21 protein-coding genes are annotated in these 24,824 nt (G+C 58.5%); 11 read left to right on the forward strand and 10 right to left on the reverse strand.

Annotated features, from left to right (window positions below; translation table 11 throughout):
• Positions 1-52 precede the first annotated feature (52 nt).
• Together ABLV75_RS02450 and ABLV75_RS02455 are read left to right on the forward strand one after the other, a co-directional pair.
• The gene (locus ABLV75_RS02450; protein WP_004105050.1) at positions 53-1,420 is read left to right on the forward strand and encodes an L-serine ammonia-lyase; all 1,368 of its coding nucleotides are present in this window, start codon (positions 53-55) and stop codon (positions 1,418-1,420) included.
• Positions 1,421-1,566: 146 nt separating this feature from the next.
• Entirely contained in the window at positions 1,567-2,508 is a 942-nt protein-coding gene (locus ABLV75_RS02455; protein WP_004105052.1) for an aliphatic sulfonate ABC transporter substrate-binding protein, read from the forward strand.
• 164 nt (positions 2,509-2,672) lie between these two features.
• Here ABLV75_RS02455 and ABLV75_RS02460 read toward each other — a convergent pair whose 3' ends face one another.
• From ABLV75_RS02460 to ssuD, 3 genes are all read right to left on the reverse strand, one after another.
• Positions 2,673-4,079: an LLM class flavin-dependent oxidoreductase gene (locus tag ABLV75_RS02460; protein WP_004105053.1), complete on the reverse strand. Its 1,407-nt coding sequence runs from the start codon at positions 4,077-4,079 to the stop codon at positions 2,673-2,675.
• Between the two features lie 75 nt (positions 4,080-4,154).
• Positions 4,155-5,552 carry an FAD/NAD(P)-binding protein gene (locus ABLV75_RS02465; protein ID WP_004105055.1) on the reverse strand — a complete coding sequence of 466 codons (1,398 nt, stop codon included), beginning with the start codon at positions 5,550-5,552 and terminating at the stop codon, positions 4,155-4,157.
• Positions 5,553-5,593: 41 nt separating this feature from the next.
• A complete protein-coding gene (gene ssuD, locus ABLV75_RS02470) occupies positions 5,594-6,766 on the reverse strand; it encodes an FMNH2-dependent alkanesulfonate monooxygenase (RefSeq protein ID WP_004105057.1) in 1,173 nt (390 codons plus the stop codon).
• Between the two features lie 271 nt (positions 6,767-7,037).
• On the opposite strand from ssuD, the gene ABLV75_RS02475 reads away from it, so the two are divergent.
• Positions 7,038-8,981, forward strand: coding sequence for a sigma-54-dependent Fis family transcriptional regulator (locus ABLV75_RS02475; RefSeq protein ID WP_004105059.1), 1,944 nt, complete (start codon positions 7,038-7,040; stop codon positions 8,979-8,981).
• 244 nt (positions 8,982-9,225) lie between these two features.
• Positions 9,226-9,981, forward strand: a complete 756-nt coding sequence (xni, locus tag ABLV75_RS02480) for a flap endonuclease Xni (RefSeq protein WP_004105061.1) — start codon at positions 9,226-9,228, stop codon at positions 9,979-9,981.
• 273 nt (positions 9,982-10,254) lie between these two features.
• Here the strand turns inward: xni and fucA are convergent, their stop codons facing one another.
• Positions 10,255-10,902 (reverse strand): L-fuculose-phosphate aldolase, encoded by a 648-nt coding sequence (fucA, locus tag ABLV75_RS02485; protein ID WP_004105063.1) that lies wholly within the window; start codon positions 10,900-10,902, stop codon positions 10,255-10,257.
• Between the two features lie 559 nt (positions 10,903-11,461).
• Between fucA and fucP the strand changes: the two genes are divergently transcribed.
• From fucP to fucR, 5 genes are all read left to right on the forward strand, one after another.
• Positions 11,462-12,772: an L-fucose:H+ symporter permease gene (gene fucP, locus ABLV75_RS02490; protein WP_004105064.1), complete on the forward strand. Its 1,311-nt coding sequence runs from the start codon at positions 11,462-11,464 to the stop codon at positions 12,770-12,772.
• Positions 12,773-12,803: 31 nt separating this feature from the next.
• On the forward strand, positions 12,804-14,579 hold the full coding sequence (fucI, locus tag ABLV75_RS02495) for an L-fucose isomerase (RefSeq protein ID WP_004105065.1): 1,776 nt from the start codon (positions 12,804-12,806) through the stop codon (positions 14,577-14,579).
• 103 nt (positions 14,580-14,682) lie between these two features.
• Positions 14,683-16,101 carry an L-fuculokinase gene (fucK, locus tag ABLV75_RS02500; protein ID WP_004105067.1) on the forward strand — a complete coding sequence of 473 codons (1,419 nt, stop codon included), beginning with the start codon at positions 14,683-14,685 and terminating at the stop codon, positions 16,099-16,101.
• A gap of 1 nt (position 16,102) precedes the next feature.
• Positions 16,103-16,525: an L-fucose mutarotase gene (fucU, locus tag ABLV75_RS02505; RefSeq protein ID WP_004105070.1), complete on the forward strand. Its 423-nt coding sequence runs from the start codon at positions 16,103-16,105 to the stop codon at positions 16,523-16,525.
• A 57-nt stretch (positions 16,526-16,582) separates the two neighbouring features.
• Complete coding sequence (fucR, locus tag ABLV75_RS02510; RefSeq protein WP_004105071.1) at positions 16,583-17,293, forward strand: L-fucose operon activator; 711 nt, start codon at positions 16,583-16,585, stop codon at positions 17,291-17,293.
• A 208-nt stretch (positions 17,294-17,501) separates the two neighbouring features.
• Here fucR and rlmM read toward each other — a convergent pair whose 3' ends face one another.
• The 4 genes from rlmM to ABLV75_RS02530 form a co-directional block, all read right to left on the reverse strand.
• Positions 17,502-18,602, reverse strand: a complete 1,101-nt coding sequence (rlmM, locus tag ABLV75_RS02515; protein ID WP_004105072.1) for a 23S rRNA (cytidine(2498)-2'-O)-methyltransferase RlmM — start codon at positions 18,600-18,602, stop codon at positions 17,502-17,504.
• Positions 18,595-18,990 carry a DUF423 domain-containing protein gene (locus ABLV75_RS02520; protein ID WP_004105073.1) on the reverse strand — a complete coding sequence of 132 codons (396 nt, stop codon included), beginning with the start codon at positions 18,988-18,990 and terminating at the stop codon, positions 18,595-18,597. Before ABLV75_RS02520 ends, rlmM begins: the two co-directional genes overlap by 8 nt.
• Before the next feature lie 19 nt (positions 18,991-19,009).
• On the reverse strand, positions 19,010-19,927 hold the full coding sequence (gcvA, locus tag ABLV75_RS02525; RefSeq protein WP_004114967.1) for a glycine cleavage system transcriptional regulator GcvA: 918 nt from the start codon (positions 19,925-19,927) through the stop codon (positions 19,010-19,012).
• A gap of 353 nt (positions 19,928-20,280) precedes the next feature.
• The gene (locus ABLV75_RS02530) at positions 20,281-20,505 is read right to left on the reverse strand and encodes a YgdI/YgdR family lipoprotein (protein WP_024274638.1); all 225 of its coding nucleotides are present in this window, start codon (positions 20,503-20,505) and stop codon (positions 20,281-20,283) included.
• Between the two features lie 198 nt (positions 20,506-20,703).
• Here ABLV75_RS02530 and csdA point away from each other — a divergent pair, with 198 nt between their 5' ends.
• Together csdA and csdE are read left to right on the forward strand one after the other, a co-directional pair.
• Positions 20,704-21,909: a cysteine desulfurase CsdA gene (csdA, locus tag ABLV75_RS02535; RefSeq protein ID WP_004105078.1), complete on the forward strand. Its 1,206-nt coding sequence runs from the start codon at positions 20,704-20,706 to the stop codon at positions 21,907-21,909.
• Positions 21,909-22,346, forward strand: coding sequence for a cysteine desulfurase sulfur acceptor subunit CsdE (gene csdE / locus ABLV75_RS02540; protein ID WP_004105080.1), 438 nt, complete (start codon positions 21,909-21,911; stop codon positions 22,344-22,346). The genes csdA and csdE overlap by 1 nt, the downstream gene beginning before the upstream one ends.
• 141 nt (positions 22,347-22,487) lie before the next feature.
• Here the strand turns inward: csdE and tcdA are convergent, their stop codons facing one another.
• Both tcdA and mltA read right to left on the reverse strand, forming a co-directional pair.
• Complete coding sequence (tcdA, locus tag ABLV75_RS02545; protein ID WP_004105082.1) at positions 22,488-23,297, reverse strand: tRNA cyclic N6-threonylcarbamoyladenosine(37) synthase TcdA; 810 nt, start codon at positions 23,295-23,297, stop codon at positions 22,488-22,490.
• Positions 23,298-23,462: 165 nt separating this feature from the next.
• Positions 23,463-24,560, reverse strand: coding sequence for a murein transglycosylase A (gene mltA / locus ABLV75_RS02550; RefSeq protein ID WP_004105083.1), 1,098 nt, complete (start codon positions 24,558-24,560; stop codon positions 23,463-23,465).
• Positions 24,561-24,824: the final 264 nt, after the last annotated feature.

Below are 24,824 nucleotides of genomic sequence, written 5' to 3' on the forward strand. Positions count from 1 at the left end.
AATATCCCCGCGCCGCCTGACGGGGGCGCTCCCCGACAGCACTGGATGCATCATGATCAGCGTATTCGATATTTTTAAAATCGGCATTGGCCCTTCCAGCTCCCACACCGTTGGACCGATGAAAGCGGGCAAACAATTCACGGACGATCTTATTGAGCGCGGGCTGCTCTCCGAGGTGACCAAAGTCATCGTCGATGTCTACGGCTCCCTTTCCCTGACCGGTAAAGGCCACCATACCGACATCGCGATTATTATGGGCCTGGCGGGCAACCTGCCGGATACCGTCGACATTGACGCTATCCCCAGTTTTATCCAGGACGTCAACACCCATGGCCGCCTGATGCTGGCAAACGGCCAGCAGGAAGTGGCGTTCCCGGTCGATCAGTGCATGAATTTCCATGCCGACAATCTGTCGCTGCATGAGAACGGCATGCGAATTACCGCCCTCGCCGGCGACCAGGTTCTCTACAGCCAGACGTACTACTCCATCGGCGGCGGGTTTATCGTCGACGAAGCGCATTTCGGCGTCACCCGCGAAGCGCCGGTCGCCGTACCTTTTCCATATAAAAACGCCGCCGACCTCCAGCGCCACTGCCGTGAAAGCGGGCTGTCGCTTTCCGGTCTGATGATGCAAAACGAGCTGGCACTGCACAGTAAAGAAGCGCTGGAACAGCACTTTGCCGCCGTCTGGGAAGTGATGAGCAGCGGCATTGAGCGCGGCATCACCACCGAGGGCGTTCTGCCGGGCAAGCTGCGGGTTCCCCGCCGCGCCGCCGCGCTGCGCCGGATGCTGGTAAGCCAGGACAACACCAGCAGCGACCCGATGGCGGTTGTTGACTGGATTAATATGTTCGCCCTGGCGGTTAACGAAGAGAACGCCGCCGGCGGACGCGTCGTGACCGCACCAACCAACGGCGCCTGCGGCATCGTGCCCGCGGTACTGGCCTACTACGACAAATTTATCCGCAAAGTGAACGCCAACTCGCTGGCGCGCTATATGCTGGTCGCCAGCGCCATTGGCTCACTTTATAAGATGAACGCCTCGATTTCCGGCGCCGAAGTGGGCTGCCAGGGCGAAGTCGGCGTTGCCTGTTCGATGGCGGCGGCCGGACTGGCGGAACTGCTGGGCGGCAGCCCGGGCCAGGTGTGCATCGCCGCCGAAATCGGTATGGAGCACAACCTCGGTCTGACCTGCGACCCGGTCGCCGGTCAGGTACAGGTGCCGTGCATCGAGCGTAACGCTATCGCTGCGGTTAAAGCGGTCAACGCCGCGCGCATGGCGCTGCGCCGCACCAGCGAGCCGCGGGTGTGCCTCGATAAAGTCATCGAGACCATGTACGAAACGGGCAAAGATATGAATGCCAAATATCGTGAAACCTCACGCGGCGGCCTGGCCATGAAGATTGTCGCCTGCGATTAACGCCCCCTCCCGGTATGCTGCGGCATGCCGGGTTTCCTTCCCCTGCCCTCCCCCTTCATTTATGTTATATAAATGATAATTTAGTTATTTATTAGTTATAAAGACGATTTGTTACCTTACGGTAAACCGCTCAAGGAGAACAAATCATGCTCAGACTGTCTCGTCCGGCGCTGCTGCTCATGCTGGCTGGCGTATCCGCTTCCGCGCTGGCGAAAACGCCGGAAACCGTCAATATCGGCTATCAGAAAGCCAATATCTTCGCGCTGCTGAAATATCGCGGCACCCTCGATGAAACGTTTAAAAAGCAGGGCATCGCCGTGCGCTGGATTGAATTCCCCGCCGGGCCGCAAATGCTGGAAGGGCTAAACGTCGGCAGCATCGACCTCGCCGCAACCGGCGATGCGCCGCCAGCCTTTGCCCAGGCGGCGCAGGCAGATCTGGTCTACTTAGCCCACTCGCCGGCGAATCCAAAAACCGAGGCCATCGTAGTGGCGGAAAACTCGGCGATTAAGAGCGTGGCTGACCTTAAGGGCAAGCGCGTGGGGCTTAACAAAGGCTCCGACGTAAACTACCTGCTGGTAGCTGCGCTGGAGAAAGCCGGATTAAGCTATAAAGATATCACTCCGGTCTATTTGCCGCCTGCCGACGCCCGCGCCGCCTTCCAGCGCGGCGCGATTGACGCATGGGTTATCTGGGATCCGTTCCTCGCCGAGGTGGAAACAAACGCCAAAGCCCGACAGATCCGCAATGCCGAAGGGCTGGTACCGCACTATACCTTCTACCTGGCCAGCCGCAAATTTGCCGACGCTTATCCTGAAACCGCGAAGCAGGTGGTCGATGAACTGGGTAAACTGAGCGAATGGGCCAACAGCCATCAGGACGATGCCGCCGGGATCCTCTCGGCTTCTACCGGGCTGGATAAGGCTATCTGGCTGAAGACGCTGGCGCGCCTGCCCTATGGCGCCGAACGGATGACGCCTGCAGTCTATAACGAGCAGCAGGCGCTGGCGGACACTTTCACCCGCATCGGTCTGCTACCGGTGAAGGTGGACGTCCGCAGCGCGACCTGGTCGCTGGATAAGCAGTAAGCTTTCCCTTCCCGGGTCCGGCGCCAGCGCCTTACCCGGGCTATCGATCCGCAGACATCGGTGGACCCGTAGCCCGGACAGGCGCGTCAAGCGCCGCCTCCGGGAAAAACCTACCGCCCCACAGTTCAGGCCCCCGCCCTTCGGGGAGAGGGGGACCAGCAAAATTAACTCACCTTCTCTTCGCTCCCGACCGCCACCCGCGCGCCGTGGCGATAGCCTGCGCCCGGATGCGGTGCAGCCAGCCGCGGGCCGGCGCCGAACAGCTTCTCGCGCAGGGTTCCTTCGCGATACTCCTGCTTAAACACGCCGCGCTTTTGCAGCTCCGGGACCAGTAAATCCACCACGTCGCGGAAGGTTTCGTGGGTCACCGCATAGGCGAGATTAAACCCATCGACGTCGGTCTCTTCGACCCAGGACTGCAGCTCATCGGCGACCGTCTGTGGACTGCCGACCACCAGCGGCCCGAAGCCGCCAATTCCCGCCCAGTCCGCCAGCTTCTGCACGGTCCACTGGCTGTTCGGATCGGCAGTGGAAAACGCCTCCACCATCGACTGAATCGCATTGGTATGCAGATACTCCAGCACCTGGTCCGGCTGATACTGGCCAAGGTCGATACCGGTCCAGCCGGAGAGCAGCGCCAGCGCCCCTTCGTAGCTGACGTACGGTTTATACTCCTGCCATTTAGCCTGGGCTTCACGGTCGGTTTCGCCGACGATGACCGTCTGCATATTGAAGATCAGGATGCTGCGCGGATCGCGCCCGGCTTCCTCGGCGCGACGGCGAATATCCGCCACCGTCTTTTTCAGCAGTACCTTCGACGGCGCGCCGACAAATACGCACTCCGCGTGGCCGGCGGCGAACTGCTTGCCGCGGCTGGAGGCGCCCGCCTGATAGAGCACCGGCGTACGCTGCGGCGACGGCTCACAAAGGTGGATCCCCGGTACCGAGAAGAAGTTCCCCTGATGGTTGATCGGATGAATTTTTCGCGGATCGCTGAAGATCTTGCGCTCCCTGTCGCGCAGCACCGCGCCGTCTTCCCAGCTGCCTTCCAGCAGTTTATAGACCACCTCCAGGTATTCATCGGCGTAGTCGTAGCGGGCGTCATGGTCGGTCTGCGCTTTTTGCCCAATGTTCCGCGCCCCGCTCTCCAGATAGGAGGTCACGATATTCCAGCCCACCCGCCCCTTCGTCAGATGGTCGAGGGTCGAAAGACGGCGGGCGAACGGATAGGGATGTTCAAAGGAGAGCGAAGCGGTCAGGCCGAATCCCAGATGCTCCGTCACCAGCGCCATCGGCGTAATCAGCGCCAGCGGATCGTTGACGGGCACCTGCGCCGCCTGGCGGATCGCCGCATCGCCGTTGCCGTTCAGCACATCATAGACGCCCAGCACATCGGCGATAAACAGCCCGTCAAACTTGCCGCGCTCCAGCAGACGCGCCAGGTCGACCCAATACTCGAGATCTTTATACTGCCAGGAGCGGTCGCGCGGATGGGCCCACAGCCCCGGCGACTGATGGCCGACGCAGTTCATATCAAAAGCGTTCAGGCGAATTTCACGTTGTGATGACATAGCGCTTCTCCACGGCGCGCCCCGCTGTCGGGCCGCGCGCATAATCAGTTAAGGGAATCAGGGGATAAAAGGCGTTCAGAACGCCGGACATCGGACGGATTGTTTGACGCCCAGAGTCTGCAGCGCTTCGGCGGCCACGTCAGCGGCATGGTCAGCCACCTGCGGTAGCCCCATCAGCTCTCCGAAGCGGGCCCGCGCGGCAGGGCCAGAAACCAGTAGTTTGGGATTAGCTTGCCCTTCCCGGCCAATGGCCCGCGAGCGAAGATCGACGTCCAGGCCGAGGCCGAACGCGTCGGCGCGAATCAGCCCATCCTGGCTTAGCTGGCGCAGCAGCGGCTGGCTATCGGTCAGCGCCCCGTGCGCCGGGCCGGTGGTTAAAATAACGTGGTCAGCGCTCACCCGCAGTGCTTCACCGTACCGGAGCGCCAGGGTTAACGTCAGCCTTTGCGCATCGCCTTCCAGCGCCGTCAGCCGGGCCGCCAGCACCCGCAGGCTGCCGTCGCGCTGGCGCTGCTCAAGGACCCCGGCGACCTGCGGAGCGATACGGTAGCGGTGAACGTCCCAGTAGCTGCGCAAATGACGCAAGAAGCGCTGGCGATCGGCGACCGTCAGCCCCTGCCAGATGCGTTGTCCCTGATTACGTACCGCGTCCATCACCACCTGCCAGGCCAGCCCCTGCTGCTCCGCGCGAGCGATATCCTCGCGGATCTGCCGCAGCCGCTGGCGCAGCGATCCGCGATCGTATTCGCCAGGCCAGGGGTCACCGCTGCCGCTCAGGTTGCTGCGGGACAGCAGCCCGCGGCGTGAAAATGCGGTTATCGGCCCCCGATGGCCCAGCCGCGTCAGGGTGGCAACGGTATCCGCCATCGTCAGGCCGGTGCCCACGATCGCGACGCTCGCTTCCGGTGCGATAGCTTCCAGCACGCCCGCTCGCCAGGGATTAGCAATGAGCGCCGGATGAGTCGCAAACGGCATCGTCAGCGTCGGCAGAGAGGGGGGCGGATGGCTAATGGCCAGCACCAGTAGATCGGCCGATAGCCGCCGACCGCTGTCGGTAACGACCTCGCCATGATGAATGCTCAGCGCCTGTTCGCGCAGATGCGTCAGCCGCCCTGCGCTGGCGCGCGCCTCCTCGGCGAAACGCTGGGCGACGTAGCGGCCAAACTGACCGCGCTGCGGATAAACCGCGCCATCCTCCAGCAGCGCCTGCGGATCTTCTGCAAAAGCAGGCTGGCTGCGGTACCAGCGATCGAACGCGCCCTCCTCTTCACCGGCAAGCTGCATTCGCGCGGCGGGAACGTTGATTCTGTGGCTCGGTTCGGTCGTGGAGTAGGCCACGCCCGCGCCGGGCACCTCGCGCGGCTCCAGCAGCGTGACCCGCACGCCAACCGGCGCCAGGCGCAGGAGATGAATCGCCACCGCCGCGCCGCTAAATCCGCCGCCGACAATCACCACGTGCGGTTCAGTTTGCATAGCCCACCGCCTTCAGAAACCTGTGCAACATACGGTCCCCCTCAGCTTGCGCTCACCTGTTTCACCGGACGTTTATCGCCGCCGATAGTTTCGCCGAACGGGCCGGTATTGACGCTACGCGCCTTCGGCTGCTCATGGCCTGCCAGCGGCAATAACGGCATGACCAGGTCGGCAAAGCGATGGGCCTCTTCCAGATGCGGATAGCCGGAGAAGATAAAGTTGGTGATACCGAGCGCCTGATATTCACGGATGCGTTCTGCTACCTGCTGCGGATTGCCAACCAGCGCCGTTCCGGCCCCGCCGCGCACCAGCCCCACGCCCGCCCACAGATTCGGGGCAATACGCAGATTGTCGCGCGATCCTTTATGCAGCGAACTCATTCGCGCCTGGCCGGTAGAGTCCATACGGGCAAAAATTTTCTGCGCCTGGGCGATAGTCTCGTCGTCAAGATGAGAAATCAGCCGATCGGCGGCGGCCCACGCCTCTTCTTCGGTTTCGCGAACAATCACGTGCAAACGAATCCCGTACTGCAGCGTACGGCCCCGGGCGGCGGCGCGCTCGCGCACCACAGCCAGCTTTTCGGCCACCAGCGCCGGCGGCTCGCCCCAGGTCAGGTAGGTATCAATTTGATCGGCGGCGACGTCGATGGCTTCCTCGGACGATCCGCCAAAGTAGAGCGGCGGGCCGTTTTCCTGCACCGGTGGAAACAGCACTTCAGCGCCTTCCACGTGGATATGCTCACCGCGATAGTCCACCTTTTCACCTTGCAGCAGGCGCGAGTAGACGTCGAGAAATTCGCGGGTCACCTGATAGCGTTCGCCGTGGCTGAGGAAAATGCCGTCGCCTTTGTTCTCCACCGGATCGCCACCGGTAACGACGTTAATCAGCAGCCGGCCGCCCGACAGGCGATCGAGCGTCGCCGCCATTCTCGCCGCCAGCGTTGGCGGCTGCAGGCCAGGACGAACGGCCACCAGATAGCGCAGGCGGCGGGTCAGCGGCGCCAGGGCCGATGCCACCAGCCATGAGTCTTCACAGCTTTTCCCCGTCGGGATCAGCACCCCGTAGTAGCCGAGACTGTCGGCCGCCAGCGCCACCTGCTGCAGGTAAGGCAGGTCAACCGGGCGGCCGCCTTCTGCGGTACCCAGATAGCGGCCATCGCCGTGGGTAGGCAGAAACCAGAACACATTGATTTTATCGTCGGTTTTTTGCGTCATTATCCATTTCCTATATAACCATATCCGATATTTATCGAAGAGATCTTTTAATTTGGTTATATGAGTGTTAGCGATAATCATGCCAATGGTGAATAAAAAATTTACATATTTAAATCATGGAGTTAAATAAAAGTTAGTTTTATAACGCTGTCGCAAATGCAGCAGCCAATGCGTTCAGGCTGCCGCCTTTGCAGCAGCACGACAGGTTTGCCCTCTGGTTTCCGTCTCCGGCACAGGATAAGTTCAGGACATCACATACCGGAGGTCACCCATGCTGAATCCGCAAACCCCTGCCGCCACGCCCGCGCTCATCGATCCGGCGTCAAAAGCCTTTCAGAGCCTGCTGGATAAACTGGCCCCCACCGAAGCGACCGTGCTGATCGTCGGCGAAACCGGTACTGGTAAAGAGGTTGTCGCCCGCTATCTGCATCACCATAGTCCGCGTCGTCAGCGGCCGTTTCTCGCCGTTAACTGCGGCGCGCTCAGCGAAAGCCTGGCGGAAGCGGAGCTGTTCGGCCATGAAAAAGGCGCGTTTACCGGCGCGGTGCAAAGCCATCCCGGCTGGTTTGAAGCGGCAGACGGCGGCACGCTGCTGCTGGATGAAATCGGCGAACTTAGCCTGGCGCTCCAGGTGAAGCTCTTGCGCGTCCTGCAGGAACGCGAAATTACCCGCGTCGGCTCGCGTAAAGCGATTAAGGTCGATGTCCGGGTGATCGCCGCCACCCACGTAGACCTGATGCAGGCTATCCGCGAGCGTCGTTTCCGCGAAGACCTCTACTATCGCCTGAATATCGCCATCGTCCCGCTGCCGCCGCTGCGCCAGCGCCGCCAGGATATTCCCGTTCTGGCGGACCATTTCCTTACGCTCTACGCCCGCCGCCTGGGTCGACCGGTTCGTCGTCTGGCCCCGGAGACGCTGGCAAGGCTGATGGAGTACCCCTGGCCGGGCAATATTCGCGAACTTGAGAACACTCTGCATAATGCGGTATTGCTGAGTAAAGAAGAGGAGATCGCCCCCGCTCAGCTCCGGTTAACCACCCTAAGCGACGCCTCTCCGGCGGTAAGCGATAACGAACTGGACGACTTTATTCGTCATCAACTCTCCCTGCCGGGCGAGCCGCTGTGGGAAAGGGTCACCGGGGCGTTGATTCGCGGCGCGATGGCGCAATGCGACGATAACCAAAGCCAGGCCGCAGCGCTGCTCGGCATTAGCCGCCACACGCTGCGCACGCAGCTGGCCAATTTTGGCATCATTAAAAGCCGCCGTCGCCAGGAACCCCTCTTCGGGGCGGCGGTCAACAACGTCTCTCGCGATCGGGAACTGCGCATCGGCTTCCAGCGTTTTGGCAATCTTGGCATTCTGAAGGCGCGGCAAAGTCTGGAGAAAGCCTTTGCCAGCCGCGGCGTCAGCGTGCTGTGGAGCGAGTTTCCCGCCGGGCCGCAGCTCCTGCACGCACTGGCCTGCGATGAAATCGACTTTGGCACCACCGGCGAAGCGCCGCCGGTTTTCGCTCAGGCCAATAATAGCGAGCTAGTCTACGTCGCCTGGGAACCGCCCGCGCCGCAAAGCGTGGCCATGGTCGTCCCACAGCACAGCGACATTCGCACCATTGCCGACCTGCGCGGCAAGCGTATCGCGCTGAATAAAGGTTCGAACGTGCACTGGCTGCTGCTGCATATTCTGGAAGAGGCTGGGCTGGGATTAAACGACGTTAAAGTGGTCTATATTCCGCCGAAATATCCGCTGACCGCCAGCGACTACCTGGCGGTGGACGCATGGATGATGTGGGATCCGCTGCTTAGCGACGCGGAAGATAGCGGCGAATTACGGGTAGTAGCCAGCGGCGAGGGGCGCGTCAACAACCATCAGTTCTATCTGTCGCGCCGCGACTACGCCAGCCGCAATAGCGATATTATGCAGCGGCTATTCGCCGAGCTGGCGCAGACCGGGCAGTTTATCGACCAGCATCGGGAAAAAGCCGCGGAGCTGCTCTCCGCCGAGCTGGGTCTTAACGCCGCTTCTCTGACCCGAGCCCTGGCGCGCCGCAGCCATCGCCCGCGCACAATGGACCTTAAAGTGATTCGCGCCCAGCAAAGTATCGCCGATCGGTTTTACGCGCTGGGGCTTATCAACAAACCGGTTTCAGTGCGCGAAGCCGTGTGGTACGGCGAAGCCACCAATAGCGATCTCGGCCTGCTGATGCACGTCGATTAGCCGGAAACTGCGAGTCATCTTCCTGATTTTACAGGCGCCAATAGCCTCATCGGCGCGGCGATGTTACCCTAAAAAGCATTGAGAACAGGAGCCTAACCCACCAGGCATCATCGTTGCAGACAGTTTGGCCCGAAGAGCGCGCAGAAGCCGGAGCGTAGAGGTAGTACGTGAGGCTTTTGCACACTGCCCGGCGTCAAACCAGCAAATAAAATAGCCTGATGGGCCAGGTTTTAAGGGGAGAATCGTGGCCGTTCATTTACTCATCGTCGACGCACTTAATCTGATTCGCCGCATCCACGCGGTGCAGGGTTCACCCTGCGTCGATACCTGCTTACATGCCCTCGAGCAGCTGGTGCTCCACAGCCAGCCGACCCACGTGGTGGCGGTATTTGATGACGAAGATCGCGGCCACGGCTGGCGGCACCAGCGCCTGCCCGATTATAAAGCCGGGCGCGCGCCGATGCCGGAAACCCTCGAGGCGGAAATGCCGGCGCTGCGGGCGGCATTTGAGCAGCGCGGGTTTCGTTGCTGGGCGCTCAGCGGCAGCGAAGCCGACGATCTTGCCGCGACTCTGGCGGTTAAGGTGGCGCAGGCCGGGCACCAGGCGACCATCGTTTCAACCGACAAAGGCTACTGCCAGCTACTGTCGCCGACGATCCGCATCCGCGACTATTTCCAGAAGCGCTGGCTCGACGCGCCGTTTATCGCCAAAGAGTTCGGCGTGACGCCGGAGCAGCTACCCGACTACTGGGGGCTGGCGGGCATCAGCAGCTCCAGGGTTCCCGGCGTGGCGGGCATTGGGCCCAAAAGCGCAGCCCAGTTATTAACCGATTTTCAGGATCTGGAAGGGATCTACGCCCGGCTGGCGGACGTGCCGGAGAAGTGGCGTAAAAAGCTGGAAGAACACAAAGAGATGGCCTTCACCTGCCGGGAAATCGCGCGCCTGCAAACCGATTTACAGCTGGATGGCAACCTGCAGCAGCTGCGGCTGGCACGATAGCATCAGGCTACGGAGCGTCCAGCTTCCCGGAGGCGATGCTGCGCATCTGTCCGGGCTACCCAGTCGCAGACGGCGGTGAATGGTGGGGACTATCGGCCCGCAGACGGCGGAGTACCTGTAGCCCGGGCAAGGCGCGTCAAGCGCCGCCCCCGGGACCAAAGTACACCGTGGCTGAATTTCCCGGAGGCGATGCTGCGCATCTGTCCGGGTTACCCAGTCGCAGACGGCGGTGAATCTGTACACCGCAGCCGGCAGAAACGTTCGCTTACGAGATCACTCTTCGATACGCAATCCGTAGGTTTTGAATTTCTCCAGCACGATGGCGATAGCCTCATCATCAAGCACCGGAACCGGATCGATGATGGCCAGGGTGCTGAGGTAGAGCTGCGCCAGTACCTCAACTTCATGCGCCAGCCACAGAGCCTTTTCCAGATTATCTTCACAAGCGATCAGGCCATGGTGCTGCAGCAGGGTCGCTTTGCGATTTTTCAACGCCACGGCCACGTGTTCAGACAGCTCACGAGTACCAAAAGTGGCATAGGGTGCGCAAGGAATGGAGTTACCACCGGCCGCCGCAATCATATAGTGAATGGCGGGAATGGGACGATTGAGGATCGATACCGCCGTGCAGTGAACCGCATGATTATGCACCACCGCGTGAGCATCAGGACGCGTCTGATAAGCCGCCATATGAAAACGCCACTCGCTGGACGGCAGTTTGCCCTGTTCATGCTGACCTTCGGCATCGATATAAACAATGTGCGCTTCCGTCAGCTTTTCATAAGGTATACCGGTTGGTGTGATCAGCATCCCCCCCTGGTACCGCACGCTTACGTTGCCTGCCGTCCCCTGATTTAACCCCAGGCGGGTCATCTCCAGGCAGGTATCAATAATCTGCCGGGCCAGTCTATTACGTTCCATTCTTTACCTCTCTTAATAATGCGCAATACGACAACAGACCGCTCGCCGGGCATGGCGCGCCGACGCTGTTGAATAACTCAAATAATTGCTCACCATCATCATCCCGAATAATCAGAAAGGAATTTACATCCACTGGTTCTGTGATACCCCTCACTTATTTCAGCTTAAAAAAACCGTTTGCTCATTTTTACGTTGTGAAAAAATGCCCGTTATCATCAATAGATTTAAAAACGGTCATTTTACCGATAATGTTAACAACTGACCGTTTTCCACATTATAAATTAAATCGGGCATTCGTTCTGTGGGTTTTAGAATTATCTTTCTCAAACGGTCATGTTTTCCTGATTATTAAAGTGATGATAATCACATAAAATCACTCACCGCATGCTTAGTGTGACCGCCATCATATTAAAAGGCATTTTTTATTTGAAAATGAATTCATGAGTTCATCCCGCGATGTTTATTTCATCATCGTTCTCGTCACAGGAACTCACCTGATTTTTGCGGTCTGGTGGGCAAAGCCGGCTGCTGAATACGCTTCTGAACCAATGAGGATGCTATGGGAAACACAACGATACAAACGCAGAGTTTTCATGCGGTCGAGACAGGGCAAAGCAAGCGCTACATTATTCCCTTTGCCCTGCTGTGCTCGCTATTTTTTCTTTGGGCGGTCGCTAATAATCTTAACGATATTTTATTACCACAATTTCAACAAGCCTTTACCTTAACTAACTTCCAGGCTGGTTTGATTCAATCCGCTTTTTATTTTGGCTATTTTGTTATTCCGATTCCGGCCGGGATCTTGATGAAAAAACTCAGTTACAAAGCCGGTATTATTACCGGGCTATTCTTATACGCTTTTGGCGCCGCGCTATTCTGGCCCGCCGCCGAGGTCATGAATTATACCTTATTCCTGATCGGCCTGTTTATTATTGCGGCGGGGTTAGGCTGTTTAGAAACTGCAGCAAATCCTTTTGTTACCGTGTTAGGGCCAGAAAGCGGCGGCCACTTCCGGCTTAATCTGGCGCAGACCTTTAACTCTTTTGGCGCCATTATTGCGGTGGTCTTTGGGCAAAGCCTTATTTTGTCTAACGTGCCGCATCAATCGCAGGATGTACTCGATAAAATGGCTCCGGAGCAGCTTAGCGCTTATAAGCACAGCCTGGTGCTCTCGGTGCAAACCCCCTATATGATCATCGTCGCGGTTGTCTTACTGGTCGCTCTGTTGATTATGTTGACCAAATTTCCGGCCCTGCAGAGCGACGACCACAGTGATGCCAACCAGAGTTCCTTCTCCGCTTCTCTTGCCCGCCTGGTGCGCGTTCGCCACTGGCGCTGGGCGGTGCTGGCGCAGTTTTGCTACGTCGGCGCACAAACCGCCTGCTGGAGCTATCTGATTCGCTACGCCATCGAAGAGATCCCCGGCATGACGCCCGGTTTCGCCGCCAACTATCTGACTGGCACTATGGTGTGCTTCTTTATCGGCCGTTTCTCCGGCACCTGGCTCATCAGCCGCTTCGCGCCGCATAAAGTGCTGGCGGCCTATGCCCTGCTCGCCATGCTCCTGTGCCTGATCTCCGCTTTCAGCGGCGGCCATGTGGGCCTGCTGGCCTTGACGCTGTGCAGTGCCTTTATGTCGATTCAGTATCCGACCATCTTCTCGCTGGGCATCAAGAATCTGGGGCAGGACACCAAATACGGCTCCTCGTTTATCGTCATGACCATTATTGGTGGCGGCATCGTCACTCCGGTTATGGGCTTTGTCAGCGACGCCGCCGGCAACATCCCTACCGCCGAGCTGGTACCGGCGCTGTGCTTTGCCGTCATCTTCATCTTTGCCCGTTTCCGTTCGCAAACGGCAGCTAACTAAACATTTATCCGCATAACGTGAGGGATCTGGAATGAAAAAAATCAGTTTACCGAAAATTGGCATTCGCCCGGTGATCGATGGACGCCGCATGGGGGTACGCGAGTCGCTGGAAGAGCAAACCATGAATATGGCGAAGGCTACCGCTGCGCTGATTACGGAAAAGCTGCGCCACGCCTGCGGCGCGCAGATCGAGTGCGTCATCGCCGATAGCTGCATTGCGGGGATGGTGGAATCCGCCGCCTGCGAAGAGAAATTCAGCAGCCAGAACGTCGGCGTCACCATCACCGTCACCCCCTGCTGGTGCTACGGCAGCGAAACTATCGATATGGACCCAATGCGGCCAAAAGCTATCTGGGGCTTTAACGGCACCGAACGACCAGGCGCGGTTTACCTTGCGGCAGCGCTGGCGGCCCACAGCCAGAAGGGCATCCCGGCGTTCTCCATATACGGCCACGACGTACAGGACGCCGACGACACCTCCATTCCGTCTGATGTTGAAGAAAAACTGCTGCGCTTTGCCCGCGCCGGTTTAGCGGTCGCCAGCATGAAGGGCAAAAGCTATCTTTCCGTCGGCGGCGTATCGATGGGAATCGCCGGTTCTATCGTCGATCACAACTTCTTCGAGTCCTGGCTCGGTATGAAGGTCCAGGCGGTGGATATGACTGAACTGCGCCGCCGTATCGATCAGAAAATCTATGATGAAAGCGAGCTGGAAATGGCGCTGGCGTGGGCGGATAAAACCTTCCGCTACGGCGAAGACCAGAACGCGCAGCAGTATAAACGTAATGCCGAGCAGAGCCGCGCGGTACTCAAAGAGAGCCTGCTGATGGCGATGTGCATTCGCGACATGATGCAGGGCAACAAGAAGCTGGCGGAAAAAGGACTGGTCGAAGAGTCGCTGGGCTACAACGCCATTGCCGCAGGCTTCCAGGGCCAGCGTCACTGGACCGATCAATACCCTAACGGCGACACCGCCGAAGCGCTGCTTAACAGCTCGTTCGACTGGAATGGCGTACGCGAACCCTTCGTTGTCGCCACGGAAAACGACAGCCTCAACGGCGTGGCGATGCTGATGGGCCATCAGCTGACCGGCACCGCCCAGGTGTTTGCCGACGTGCGTACCTACTGGTCGCCGGAAGCGGTAGAACGCGTCACCGGCCAGCCGCTCACCGGGCTGGCGGAACACGGCATTATCCATCTGATCAACTCCGGTTCGGCGGCGCTGGACGGCGCCTGCAAACAGCGCGATGCGGATGGCAAGCCAACCATGAAGCCGCACTGGGAAATCAGCCAGCAGGAGGCCGACGCCTGCCTCGCCGCCACCGAATGGTGCCCGGCGATTCATGAATATTTCCGCGGCGGCGGCTTCTCCTCTCGCTTTCTGACCGAAGGCGGCGTGCCCTTTACCATGACTCGCGTGAATATCATTAAAGGCCTTGGCCCGGTTCTGCAAATCGCCGAAGGCTGGAGCGTGGAACTACCGAAAGAGATGCACGATCGGCTGGATGCCCGCACCAACTCCACCTGGCCCACCACCTGGTTTGCGCCGCGCCTGACCGGTAAGGGCCCGTTCTCCGACGTCTACTCGGTGATGGCGAACTGGGGCGCTAACCACGGCGTGCTGACCATCGGCCACGTTGGCGCCGACTTTATCACTCTGGCGTCTATGCTGCGGATCCCGGTATGCATGCATAACGTAGAAGAGGCGAAAATCTACCGCCCGTCCAGCTGGGCTGCGCACGGGATGGATAGCGAAGGCCAGGATTACCGCGCCTGCCAGAACTACGGCCCGCTGTACAAACGTTAAAAATGCCTGATGGCGCTGCGCTTATTCGGCCTACGGATGATAACGTCTCCGTAGGCTGGATGAGGCGTTTACGCCGCCATCCGGCAACGTCTCGGGAGAGATTATGAAGAATGAAGTCATCCTGGTTCTCGACTGCGGCGCCACCAACGTCAGGGCGATTGCCGTTGATCGCCAGGGGAATATTATCGCCCGCGCCGCAACGGCTAACGCCAGCGATATCGCCGTGGAGAACAGCGCATGGCACCAGTGGTCGCTGGAGGCCATCCTGCAACGCTTCGCCGAGTGCTGTCGGCAGATTGGCGATGCGCTCTCATCCTGCACGGTTCGCGGCATCACGGTCACCACCTTCGGCGTGGACGGCGCGCTGGTGGATGAACAGGGCAAGCTGCTCTATCCGGTCATCAGCTGGAAATGCCCGCGAACCGCAGCGGTGATGGACAATATCGGCCGCTTTATGCCCGCGCAGCAGCTCCAGCAGATCGCCGGCGTCGGCGCATTTGGTTTTAACACCCTCTATAAGCTGATATGGCTGCAAGAAAACCACCCGCAGCTGCTGGAGCAGGCCCATGCCTGGCTATTCATCTCCTCGCTGATCAACCAGCGCCTGACCGGGGAATTCACGACCGATATCACCATGGCGGGTACCAGCCAGATGCTGGATATCCACCAGCGAGATTTCAGCGCGCAGATTCTGCAGGCGACGGGATTGCCGCGCCGCCTGTTTCCCCGGCTGGTGGAGGCGGGCCAGCAGATTGGTACCCTGCAAAACGATGCCGCGAAGATGCTGGGATTACCCGCCGGGATCCCGGTTATCTCCGCCGGGCACGATACCCAGTTCGCGCTGTTTGGCGCCGGCGCGGAGCTGGATGAACCGGTGCTCTCTTCCGGTACGTGGGAAATTTTGATGGTGCGTAGCGTTCAGGTGAATACGCCGCTGCTCAGCCACTATGCGGGATCGACCTGCGAACTGGATAGCCAGCCGGGATGCTATAACCCCGGTATGCAGTGGCTGGCTTCAGGCGTGCTGGAGTGGGTACGCCAGCTGCTGTGGACGCCAGAAACGCCGTGGCGCACGCTGATTGAAGAAGCGCGCGTCATTCCCGCCGGTTCTGAGGGGGTAAGGATGCAGTGCGATCTGCTCTCCTGCCGGAATGCGGGCTGGCAGGGCGTCACGCTGAATACCACTCGCGGCCATTTCTATCGCGCCGCGCTGGAAGGATTAGCCGAACAGCTGGCGCGTAACCTGCAAACGCTACAAAAAATCGGCCATTTTAACGCCAGCGAACTGCTGCTGGTCGGCGGCGGCAGCCGCAACGCGCTGTGGAATCAGATCAAAGCCAATACGCTCGATATGCCTGTCAAAGTACTGGATGACGCAGAAACCACCGTGGCTGGCGCCGCCATGTTTGGCTGGTACGGCGTCGGTGAATTCCACAGCCCTGAACAGGCCAGAGCGCAGGTGAGCTATCAGTATCGCTATTTTTACCCGCAAACCGAACCCGAACTGATTGAGGGAGTATGAGATGCTAAAAACGATTTCCCCGTTAATATCGCCGGAGCTACTGAAAGTCCTGGCGGAAATGGGGCACGGAGATGAGATCGTCTTATCCGATGCCCACTTCCCGGCGCACAGCATGGGTCCACAGGTCATTCGCGCCGACGGTCTGCGGGTAAGCGACCTGCTGCAGGCGATTATTCCGCTGTTTGAGTTAGACAGCTACGCTCCGCCGTTGGTGATGATGGCCGCCGTGGAAGGCGACACCCTCGACCCGCAGGTCGAAACGCGCTATCGCGAGGCGCTTTCCGCCGCCGCGCCCTGCCCTGAGATCGCCCGCATTGACCGCTTTGCTTTCTACGAGCGGGCGCAAAAAGCCTTTGCGATCGTTATCACAGGTGAGCGCGCTAAGTACGGGAATATTCTTTTAAAAAAAGGAGTAACGCCGTAATCTCATGCCGCAGCGCCCGTCTGGTGCGGGCGCTCAGCGAACGCCAGGGTGAGAAAAATGAAAGCGGCACGACAGCAAGCGATACTAGACCTGCTCATAAACCATAATAGTCTGACCACCGAAGCCTTATCGCTACAGCTTAACGTCAGCAGAGAAACCATCCGCCGCGATCTCAGCGAGCTTCAGTCCCAGGGAAAAGTACTGCGTAACCACGGTCGGGCAAAAGTCATTCACCGGCAAAGCCAGGACAGCGGCGACCCTTTTCATATTCGTTTAAAAAGCCACTATGCGCACAAAGCGGATATCGCCCGCGAGGCGCTGGCCTGGATAGACGAAGGGATGGTTATCGCCCTCGATGCCAGTTCCACCTGCTGGTACCTGGCTCGCCAGCTACCTGATCTCAACCTTCACGTTTTTACCAACAGTCAGCCGATATGCCAGGAGCTGAGCAAGCGAGAGAACATACAGCTCACCTGCTCCGGGGGGACGCTTCAGCGTAAATACGGCTGTTACGTGAGTTCATCGCTTATCTCCCAGCTCAAATCGCTGGAGATCGATCTGTTCATTTTTTCCTGCGAAGGTATCGACAGCGGCGGCGCGCTCTGGGATTCAAATACGGTCAACGCCGAGTTCAAATCGCTGCTGCTTAAGCGCGCCTCGCAATCGCTTTTGCTGATTGATAAGAGCAAGTTTAATCGTTCAGGGGAGGCCCGAATTGGCCATCTGGATGATGTGACGCATATTGTTTCGGACGTGTCGCAGTCGTAACGGCTATTGCAGCGCCGGATAGCGGCTTAGAGCCTATCCCAATAGGCGTTATTGGTGCAGTCAGTTTGAACACGGACAGCGCGGAAGAACCGGAGCGTACACGTAGTACGTGAGGATTCTGAGCACTGCCCAGGTTCAAAATGGCAAACAAAATAGCCCTAATGGGATAGGCTCTTAGTGCCTTATCCGGCCTACAAAAGCGGCTAAACTAGCGTTCGTCGCGGCGACCGCCGACGGCAGCCCACAGGCGACGAACGTGAACCGTCACCTCTTCGCGATCGTGATACAGCTGGCGCGCCTGGATTTGCGCGTTGATGCCGTGCTCATCCAGCTGCTCCTGGATATAGGCCAGGTTGCGCGACAGCTCTTCATAGCGCTTTTTCATCGGCAGCTTAAGGTTAAAGATGGTTTCACGGCACCAGCCGTTCACCAGCCACTGCGCCATCAGCGCAGCCACTTTCGCCGGCTTCTCCACCATATCGCACACCATCCACGAGATGTTGTTGCGCGTTGGGCGGTACTTGAAGCCATCTTCGCGCAGCCAGGTCACCTGGCCGGTATCCATCAGGCTTTGCGCCATCGGGCCGTTATCCACCGAGGAGACCCACATATTGCGTTTCACCAGCTGATAGGTCCAGCCGCCGGGGCAGGCGCCGAGATCCACGGCGTACATACCGTTCGCCAGGCGCTCGTCCCACTCATCCGCCGGAATAAAGACGTGAAACGCCTCTTCCAGCTTGAGAGTCGAGCGGCTCGGCGCATCGGCCGGAAACTTGAGGCGCGGAATGCCCATATAGAACGGTGAGTTGTTGTTAGACAACGAATAGCCGGTGTAGCAGCAGCCCGGCGCGATAAAGAAAACGTGCACCACCGGACGTTTTGTCGTTTCATAGCTGGTCAGCACGCCCGCTTCGCGCAGCGCAGCGCGCAGCGGTACCGTAAACTTGCGGCAGAACTTCATCAGCTCTTTGCTTTCGTTGGTATCGGCGACCTCTACGCGCAGCTCGCCGCCCTTTTCCACGACGCCCTGCAGCATACCGACGATCGGGGAAATCCGGTCTTCCGGCGGCAGATCGCGCAGCAGTTCGCCGACCACAAACATCTGGCGGGCAAATACCAGCGAGCTGAACGGCAGTTGGCGCACCAGCTTTTCGCCATCTTCAGCCTGATAGCACTCAAAAATCACATAGCCGGAGTCATCTTTGACCCGGGCAAAACCAAATACTTCAAGGCGCGAGGCCTTATCGGTAATTTCTGCTGCGCACTCTTTCTCAAACCCAGGGCGACAATAGAGGACAACTTTATTCATGAACAACGCCCTTACGTTTCAGACGAATTGCACCAATTAACATTAATACCCAACCGGCGAGGAAGCAGACGCCCCCTACCGGCGTAACGAACGCCCACAGGCGTAAATGCGATAGCGCCAGGCAGTAGAGGCTGCCGCTAAAAAGAACGGTACCAAGCGCCATAAAGACGCTGCTCCAGTAAAACCAGATGCTGATGCGGCGCTGCATCGCCACCGCCAGGCCAAAAATAGCCAGCGTATGGAAAGCCTGATACTGCAGGCCGGTGTGGATCCAGCCCATTTCCGCAACGCCCATCGTTTTACTTAAAACGTGCGCGCCAAACGCGCCCAAAGCCACAAAGATAAAACCGCTTATCGCGGCGAATATCAGCATAAAACGGCTGGTCATGTGTTTACCCTACGATGATTTATTGTTCATAACGAAAGCGAAATTTTTCTTGTTCATTAGCCGCTTTTGCCAGAATCCACTGGCGGAAGGCGGCTATTTTACCCAGTTCTGCCTGACTGTCATGACAAACGAGATAAAACGCATTCTTACTGACCAGAACATCATTAAACGGGCAGACCAGTCGGCCTGCCTCAATCTCGGACTGCGCCATCACATTGTTGGCCAGCGCGACCCCCTGTCCATGGATTGCCGCCTGCAGCACCATTGCGCTGTGGCTAAAAATAGGTCCCTGTTGAACATTGATATGGTTTAGACCCAGCTGACGGGTATAAGTTTGCCAGTCGCGGCGGGAAGCGTCGTGCAGCAGGGTATGTTGCGCCAGATCGGCAGGCGTTTTCAACGCTTTATCACCGGTAAGTAAGAGCGGGGAACATACCGGAAGCAGATATTCGGCGTACAGTTTTTCCACGCGCAGCCCCGGCCAGTTGCCGCGGCCATAAAAAATCGCCACGTCGACATCGTCGGCCAGCTTATCTTCCTGGCGGTCCACCGCCTGGATTCTGACATCGATTCCCGGATAAGCTGAATTAAAGCTTGTCAACCTCGGCACCAGCCACTGGATGGCAAAACTGGGGAGCATACTGACGGTTAAGGCCCCTTTTGCGCTTCGGGCCTGAAGCTTGCGGGTCGCTTCGGTGAGCTGCGAAAAAATCTCTTTGATATCCTGAAAATAGCTCTGCCCCTCCTCCGTTAAAAGAAGAGAACGATTGCGTCGACGGAACAGCTTGAGGCCGAGGAAATCCTCCAGGGACTTGATTTGGTGGCTGACTGCGGCCTGCGTCACAAAAAGCTCATCGGCGGCGCGAGTGAAGCTAAGGTGGCGGGCGGCTGCATCAAAAACACGTAATGCATTCAGAGGTGGCAAACGCTTGGACATAGTTATTCTGGCTTAGATGTTAAGGCAATTTAACAAATAGGAAACAACAGTTAACCTATTAGTTTTTTTTATCTGAGCTATTATAATTTGTCCGTTGAGCTTCTACCAGCAAATACCTATAGTGGCGGCACTTCCTGAGCCGGAACGAAGAGCTTTTTTTGGAATGCGTGTTCCAACAAGCTTTTGGCTTACGGTTGTGATGTTGTGTTGTTGTGTTTGCAATTGGTCCGGGTTTGCGGACCATGGTAGCGAAGCTACCCCTTTTCACTTCCTGTACATTTACCCTGTCTGTCCATAGTGATTTAATGTAGCACCGCACTGCGCGGTGCTTTTTTTTGCCTGCTATACCTGAATCAGTTATCCAGCTCGCCCAGCTGTTTGACGTCAGAACGGTTAATCTGCTGCTTGTTACCCCAGGCATCTTTGTACGAAATCATGCCAGTATCATTGTCCGTTTGCGGTTTACCGTCGGTGACGATGGTGCGCCCATCGTTAGTGTGCATCACGTAGTTAGAGGAACAGGCGCTCAGGCCAAAGGTCAGCACACAGGCAGAAATAATGGCGGCAGTCTTATTCATTTTCATCTTTCTCTCCTTACGACTATTTATACTGTTTATGATTCGTTCTGTACCAGGTTAAAACACAAACCCAACACTATTTAGCATAACCATCTTTCACGCCGGCGAATTCATATTCAGAAAATTCCAGTAGTTAGCAGAAAACTTGTATCACCCGCTGATTTGCGCGACGATCCTGGTATCGATACGAGGAGTCTCATGAACGCATTCAACCCCGCCCAATTTCGCGCTCAGTTTCCGGCGCTGGCCGACGCTGGCGTCTATCTTGATAGCGCAGCGACGGCGCTCAAGCCGCTGGCGGTCATTGAGGCCAGCGACCAGTTCTATCGCCTCAGCGGCGGTAACGTCCACCGTAGCCAGTTTGCTGCCGCCCGGCAGCTAACCGACCGCTATGAAAACGCGCGCGAACGCGTGGCGGCGCTGCTCAACGCCCCTTCCGGCCAGGATATCGTCTGGACGCGCGGCACCACTGAAGCCATTAACATGGTGGCGCAATGCTACGTGCGCCCGCGCCTGAAGCCCGGCGATGAGATTATCGTCAGCGAAGCGGAACATCATGCCAATCTGGTGCCGTGGTTAATGGTTGCAGAGCAAACCGGCGCGAGGATAGTGAAGCTACCGATCGCTCCCGATCGCCTGCCGGACGTGGCCGCGCTTGGCGCGCTCATCACGCCGCGCAGCCGGGTGCTGGCGATTGGCCAGATGTCCAACGTCACCGGCGGTTGTCCGGATTTGGCGCAGGCGATTCGCCTGGCCCACGATGCCGGGATGGTGGTAATGGTCGACGGCGCGCAGGGGGCGGTGCATTTCCCGGCGGACGTTCAGACGCTGGATATCGACTTTTATGCTTTTTCGGGCCATAAGCTCTACGGGCCGACCGGCATCGGCGCGCTGTATGGCAAAAGCGAACGGCTGGCGAAAATGTCGCCGTGGCTCGGCGGCGGTAAAATGATCGCCGAAGTCACTTTCGACGGCTTTAAAACCCAGCCTGCGCCCTGGCGTTTCGAAGCGGGAACGCCCAATATCGCCGGGGTGATTGGCCTGAGCGCAGCGCTGGAGTGGCTGGACGAGACGGATATCGCACAGGCGGAAAACTGGAGCCGTGGGCTGGCGACGCTGGCGGAAGAGGAGCTGGCGAAACGTCCGGGATTCCGTTCGTTCCGCTGCCAGGACGCCAGCCTGCTGGCGTTTGATTTTGACGGCGTTCACCATAGCGATATGGTGACGCTGCTGGCGGAATCGGGGATTGCGCTGCGCGCCGGTCAGCACTGCGCTCAGCCGCTGCTGGCGGCGCTTGGCGTCAGCGGTACCCTGCGGGCCTCATTCGCGCCTTATAACACGCAGGACGATGTTTACGCGCTGGTGCACGCCGTGGACCGCGCTCTGGAAATACTGGTGGATTAATGACGACTTCTCACCCTTTTGGTACCCGCGTCACCGAAGCGACCCTTCTCCAGACGTTTACCCCGCTCAGCCAGTGGGAGGATAAATACCGCCAGCTAATTTTACTGGGTAAGCAGCTCCCTGCGCTGCCGGACGACCTCAAAGCGCGGGCCAAAGAGATTGCCGGTTGTGAAAACCGCGTCTGGCTGGGACACTTCATTGACGTCGACGGCAAGCTGCATTTCTTCGGCGATAGCGAAGGCCGTATCGTACGCGGCATGCTGGCGGTGCTGTTGACCGCCATTGAAGGCAAAAGCGCCGCTGATCTGCTGGCGCAGGATCCGCTGGCGCTATTTGATGCGCTGGGGCTGCGCGGCCAGCTGAGCGCCTCGCGCAGCCAGGGGCTCAACGCCCTGAGTGAGGCGGTGCTCGCCGCCGCCCGCGAGGTTGAGGTTTAAGCTCATCCCGGGGGCGGCGCTTGACGCGCCTTGTCCGGGCTACGGGTTCGTGCGGTTTTGTCGCCCGGACAGGTGCGCAGCACCGCCTCCGGGGAATTGTCTTGTAGCCCGGGTAAGGTGCCTGCGCCGCGTCTCGGGAATTTACGCCGTCTGCCGCTCCGCCTTCGCCAGCATTTTCTTCAGCGCATGGGAGACGGCGACAAAGCCAAAGGTTGCGGTCACCATCGTCGCGGCGCCAAACCCGGATGCGCAATCCATTCGCTTCGGCCCCTCAGCGGTGCTTTTCATCGCACAAACGCTGCCGTCCGCCTGCGGATAAACCAGCGCTTCGGTGGAAAACACGCAATCCACGCCGAGCTTACCTTTGCTGTTCTTCACCACCCCAAACTGGCTCTTCAAACGCTCACGCAGCTTTGCCGCCAGCGGATCCTGGATGGTTTTCGCCAGATCGGCGACCTGGATTTGCGTCGGATCGATTTGTCCGCCCGCGCCGCCGGTGGTGACCAGCGGCACCTTATGGCGACGACAGTAAGCGATTAACGCCGCTTTCGGGCGCACGCTGTCGATGGCATCGATCACATAGCTAAAGCCAACGCCCAGATACTCGGCGACGTTTTCCGGCGTGATAAAATCGTCCACCACCGTCACCCGGCACTCGGGGTTAATCAGGCGAATGCGTTCCGCCATCACCTCGGCTTTCGCCAGACCTACGTTGCCGCCAAGGGCGTGGATCTGGCGATTGGTGTTGGTCACGCAGACATCATCCATATCGATGAGGGTAATCGCGCCAATTCCGGTTCTCGCCAGCGCTTCCGCCGCCCATGAGCCTACGCCGCCGATGCCGACCACGCAGACGTGCGCGTCGGCAAAACATTGCAGCGCCTTTTCACCATATAAACGCGCCGTGCCGCCAAAGCGCTGGCGCCAGGCATCGCTAATTACAACAGACATATAACCTCAAAATAAGTGGACATTCCCGGGTCGCGAGGCAAGGGCCTTACCCGGGCAACAAAATCAGCCGTCGCTCCGGGAAATATTCCCGGATTACGTCGTCAATGGCTTATCCAGGCGACCGTAGCCCCGGTAAGCGCAGCGCGACCGGGGAAAATGTGAGCACTAGCCGCTAAAGACGTTGCCTGCGCCCGGGGCGTTTTTCAGCACCCATACGCGGCCATAGTGGTTATACCAGCCGGCACGGTGCCCGGCATCCGGGCCAATGCCCTGGTAAATATCGAAGTGCTGGCCTTTAATCGCCCCGCCAACATCAAGTGCCACCATTAAACGCAGCTCGTACTGGCCGTTAAACTTACCGTTATTATCCAGCAGCGGCACCTCCGCCAGAAGCGTGGTGCCTGCAGGAACAATGGAACGGTCGGAGGCCACCGACGCGCGACCGATCAGCGGCACCGCGCTGGCGCCTTTCACCGGCGCGAAGGACTGCGGTTTAAAGAAGACGAACGACGGGTTCTGCTCCAGCAGCTCGCGGACTTCCGCCTCGCTGTGCTTTTCGCCCCATTCGCGAATTGCCTGCATCGACATATCTTCGCGCTTTACTTCCCCGCGGTCGATCAGCACTTTACCGATGCTGTAATAGGGCCAGCCGTTTTTCCCGGCATAGCTAAAGAAGTTCAGCGGCGAGCCGTCGCCAAAATCAATGTAGCCGCTGCCCTGCACGTCCATGATGAAGTTATCCATCAGCGAGTTGCTGTAGGCCAGGATGTAGTTGTCGCTCAGAGCCCCGGCGTAGATGCTGGCGCGGGACGGCAGCTTGCCGCGCTTCGGCGGCATCCGGTAAATCGGATACTGGAACTCGCCCTGGCGAGTATGGCGCGCCTGAACCACCGGCGTGTAGTAGCCGGTAAACTGGACGTTACCGTAGTTATCCGTTCCCTGCATCTGCCAGGCGTCGATACCAAACTGGCTCAGCGTACGGGTATCGCCGCCGGAACGCAGCCACTCCTGAACCGCATTGTAGACGTTGCTCTGGCTGGTATAGAGGCGCGGAGAGGCGCTACGAATCTGTCTCACCTGCTCGGAGAAATCGCCGGCGTTGATCGGCGAACCTACCGCATCAGGTTGGTTAACCAATGAAAACGGCTGGGTGAGTTTACCTTCATTATACTGCTGACCGCGATCGGTCGGTTTTGAGGAACAGGCGGCCAGCATTGCCAGCATTGCGCCTGTTACTGCATATTTTGCCCAACGTCCTTTCATGGTATCTCTTCTTTATGCTGCTAAGCCCGGGTGCGTGATGAAGATAACAAACCCCCAGGGCTAATGAAATGCGCTTAGGTACCGCAAAGGCAATTTTGCGCAAAAAATAGGCTGGAAGTGATTCTATATGCACCATTTTTTACAAAATTGATGATTTCTGCCAAAAAGGGTTGCATCAAAACGTTAGCGGAGTATAGTGCGCTTCCACGGACGCGGGGTGGAGCAGCCTGGTAGCTCGTCGGGCTCATAACCCGAAGGTCGTCG

This window comes from Klebsiella sp. CN_Kp066, from assembly GCF_040065135.1.
Lineage (GTDB): Bacteria > Pseudomonadota > Gammaproteobacteria > Enterobacterales > Enterobacteriaceae > Klebsiella > Klebsiella oxytoca.

Bases quoted from the DNA above. Each gene is read 5' to 3' on its own strand.
- ABLV75_RS02450 (WP_004105050.1), top strand. From the start codon at position 53: ATGATCAGCGTATTCGATATTTTTAAAATCGGCATTGGCCCTTCCAGC.
- ABLV75_RS02455 (WP_004105052.1), top strand. From the start codon at position 1,567: ATGCTCAGACTGTCTCGTCCGGCGCTGCTGCTCATGCTGGCTGGCGTA.
- ABLV75_RS02460 (WP_004105053.1), bottom strand. From the start codon at position 4,079: ATGTCATCACAACGTGAAATTCGCCTGAACGCTTTTGATATGAACTGC.
- ABLV75_RS02465 (WP_004105055.1), bottom strand. From the start codon at position 5,552: ATGCAAACTGAACCGCACGTGGTGATTGTCGGCGGCGGATTTAGCGGC.
- ssuD (WP_004105057.1), bottom strand. From the start codon at position 6,766: ATGACGCAAAAAACCGACGATAAAATCAATGTGTTCTGGTTTCTGCCT.
- ABLV75_RS02475 (WP_004105059.1), top strand. From the start codon at position 7,038: ATGCTGAATCCGCAAACCCCTGCCGCCACGCCCGCGCTCATCGATCCG.
- fucA (WP_004105063.1), bottom strand. From the start codon at position 10,902: ATGGAACGTAATAGACTGGCCCGGCAGATTATTGATACCTGCCTGGAG.
- fucP (WP_004105064.1), top strand. From the start codon at position 11,462: ATGGGAAACACAACGATACAAACGCAGAGTTTTCATGCGGTCGAGACA.
- fucI (WP_004105065.1), top strand. From the start codon at position 12,804: ATGAAAAAAATCAGTTTACCGAAAATTGGCATTCGCCCGGTGATCGAT.
- fucK (WP_004105067.1), top strand. From the start codon at position 14,683: ATGAAGAATGAAGTCATCCTGGTTCTCGACTGCGGCGCCACCAACGTC.
- fucU (WP_004105070.1), top strand. From the start codon at position 16,103: ATGCTAAAAACGATTTCCCCGTTAATATCGCCGGAGCTACTGAAAGTC.
- fucR (WP_004105071.1), top strand. From the start codon at position 16,583: ATGAAAGCGGCACGACAGCAAGCGATACTAGACCTGCTCATAAACCAT.
- rlmM (WP_004105072.1), bottom strand. From the start codon at position 18,602: ATGAATAAAGTTGTCCTCTATTGTCGCCCTGGGTTTGAGAAAGAGTGC.
- ABLV75_RS02520 (WP_004105073.1), bottom strand. From the start codon at position 18,990: ATGACCAGCCGTTTTATGCTGATATTCGCCGCGATAAGCGGTTTTATC.
- gcvA (WP_004114967.1), bottom strand. From the start codon at position 19,927: ATGTCCAAGCGTTTGCCACCTCTGAATGCATTACGTGTTTTTGATGCA.
- ABLV75_RS02530 (WP_024274638.1), bottom strand. From the start codon at position 20,505: ATGAATAAGACTGCCGCCATTATTTCTGCCTGTGTGCTGACCTTTGGC.
- csdA (WP_004105078.1), top strand. From the start codon at position 20,704: ATGAACGCATTCAACCCCGCCCAATTTCGCGCTCAGTTTCCGGCGCTG.
- csdE (WP_004105080.1), top strand. From the start codon at position 21,909: ATGACGACTTCTCACCCTTTTGGTACCCGCGTCACCGAAGCGACCCTT.
- tcdA (WP_004105082.1), bottom strand. From the start codon at position 23,297: ATGTCTGTTGTAATTAGCGATGCCTGGCGCCAGCGCTTTGGCGGCACG.
- mltA (WP_004105083.1), bottom strand. From the start codon at position 24,560: ATGAAAGGACGTTGGGCAAAATATGCAGTAACAGGCGCAATGCTGGCA.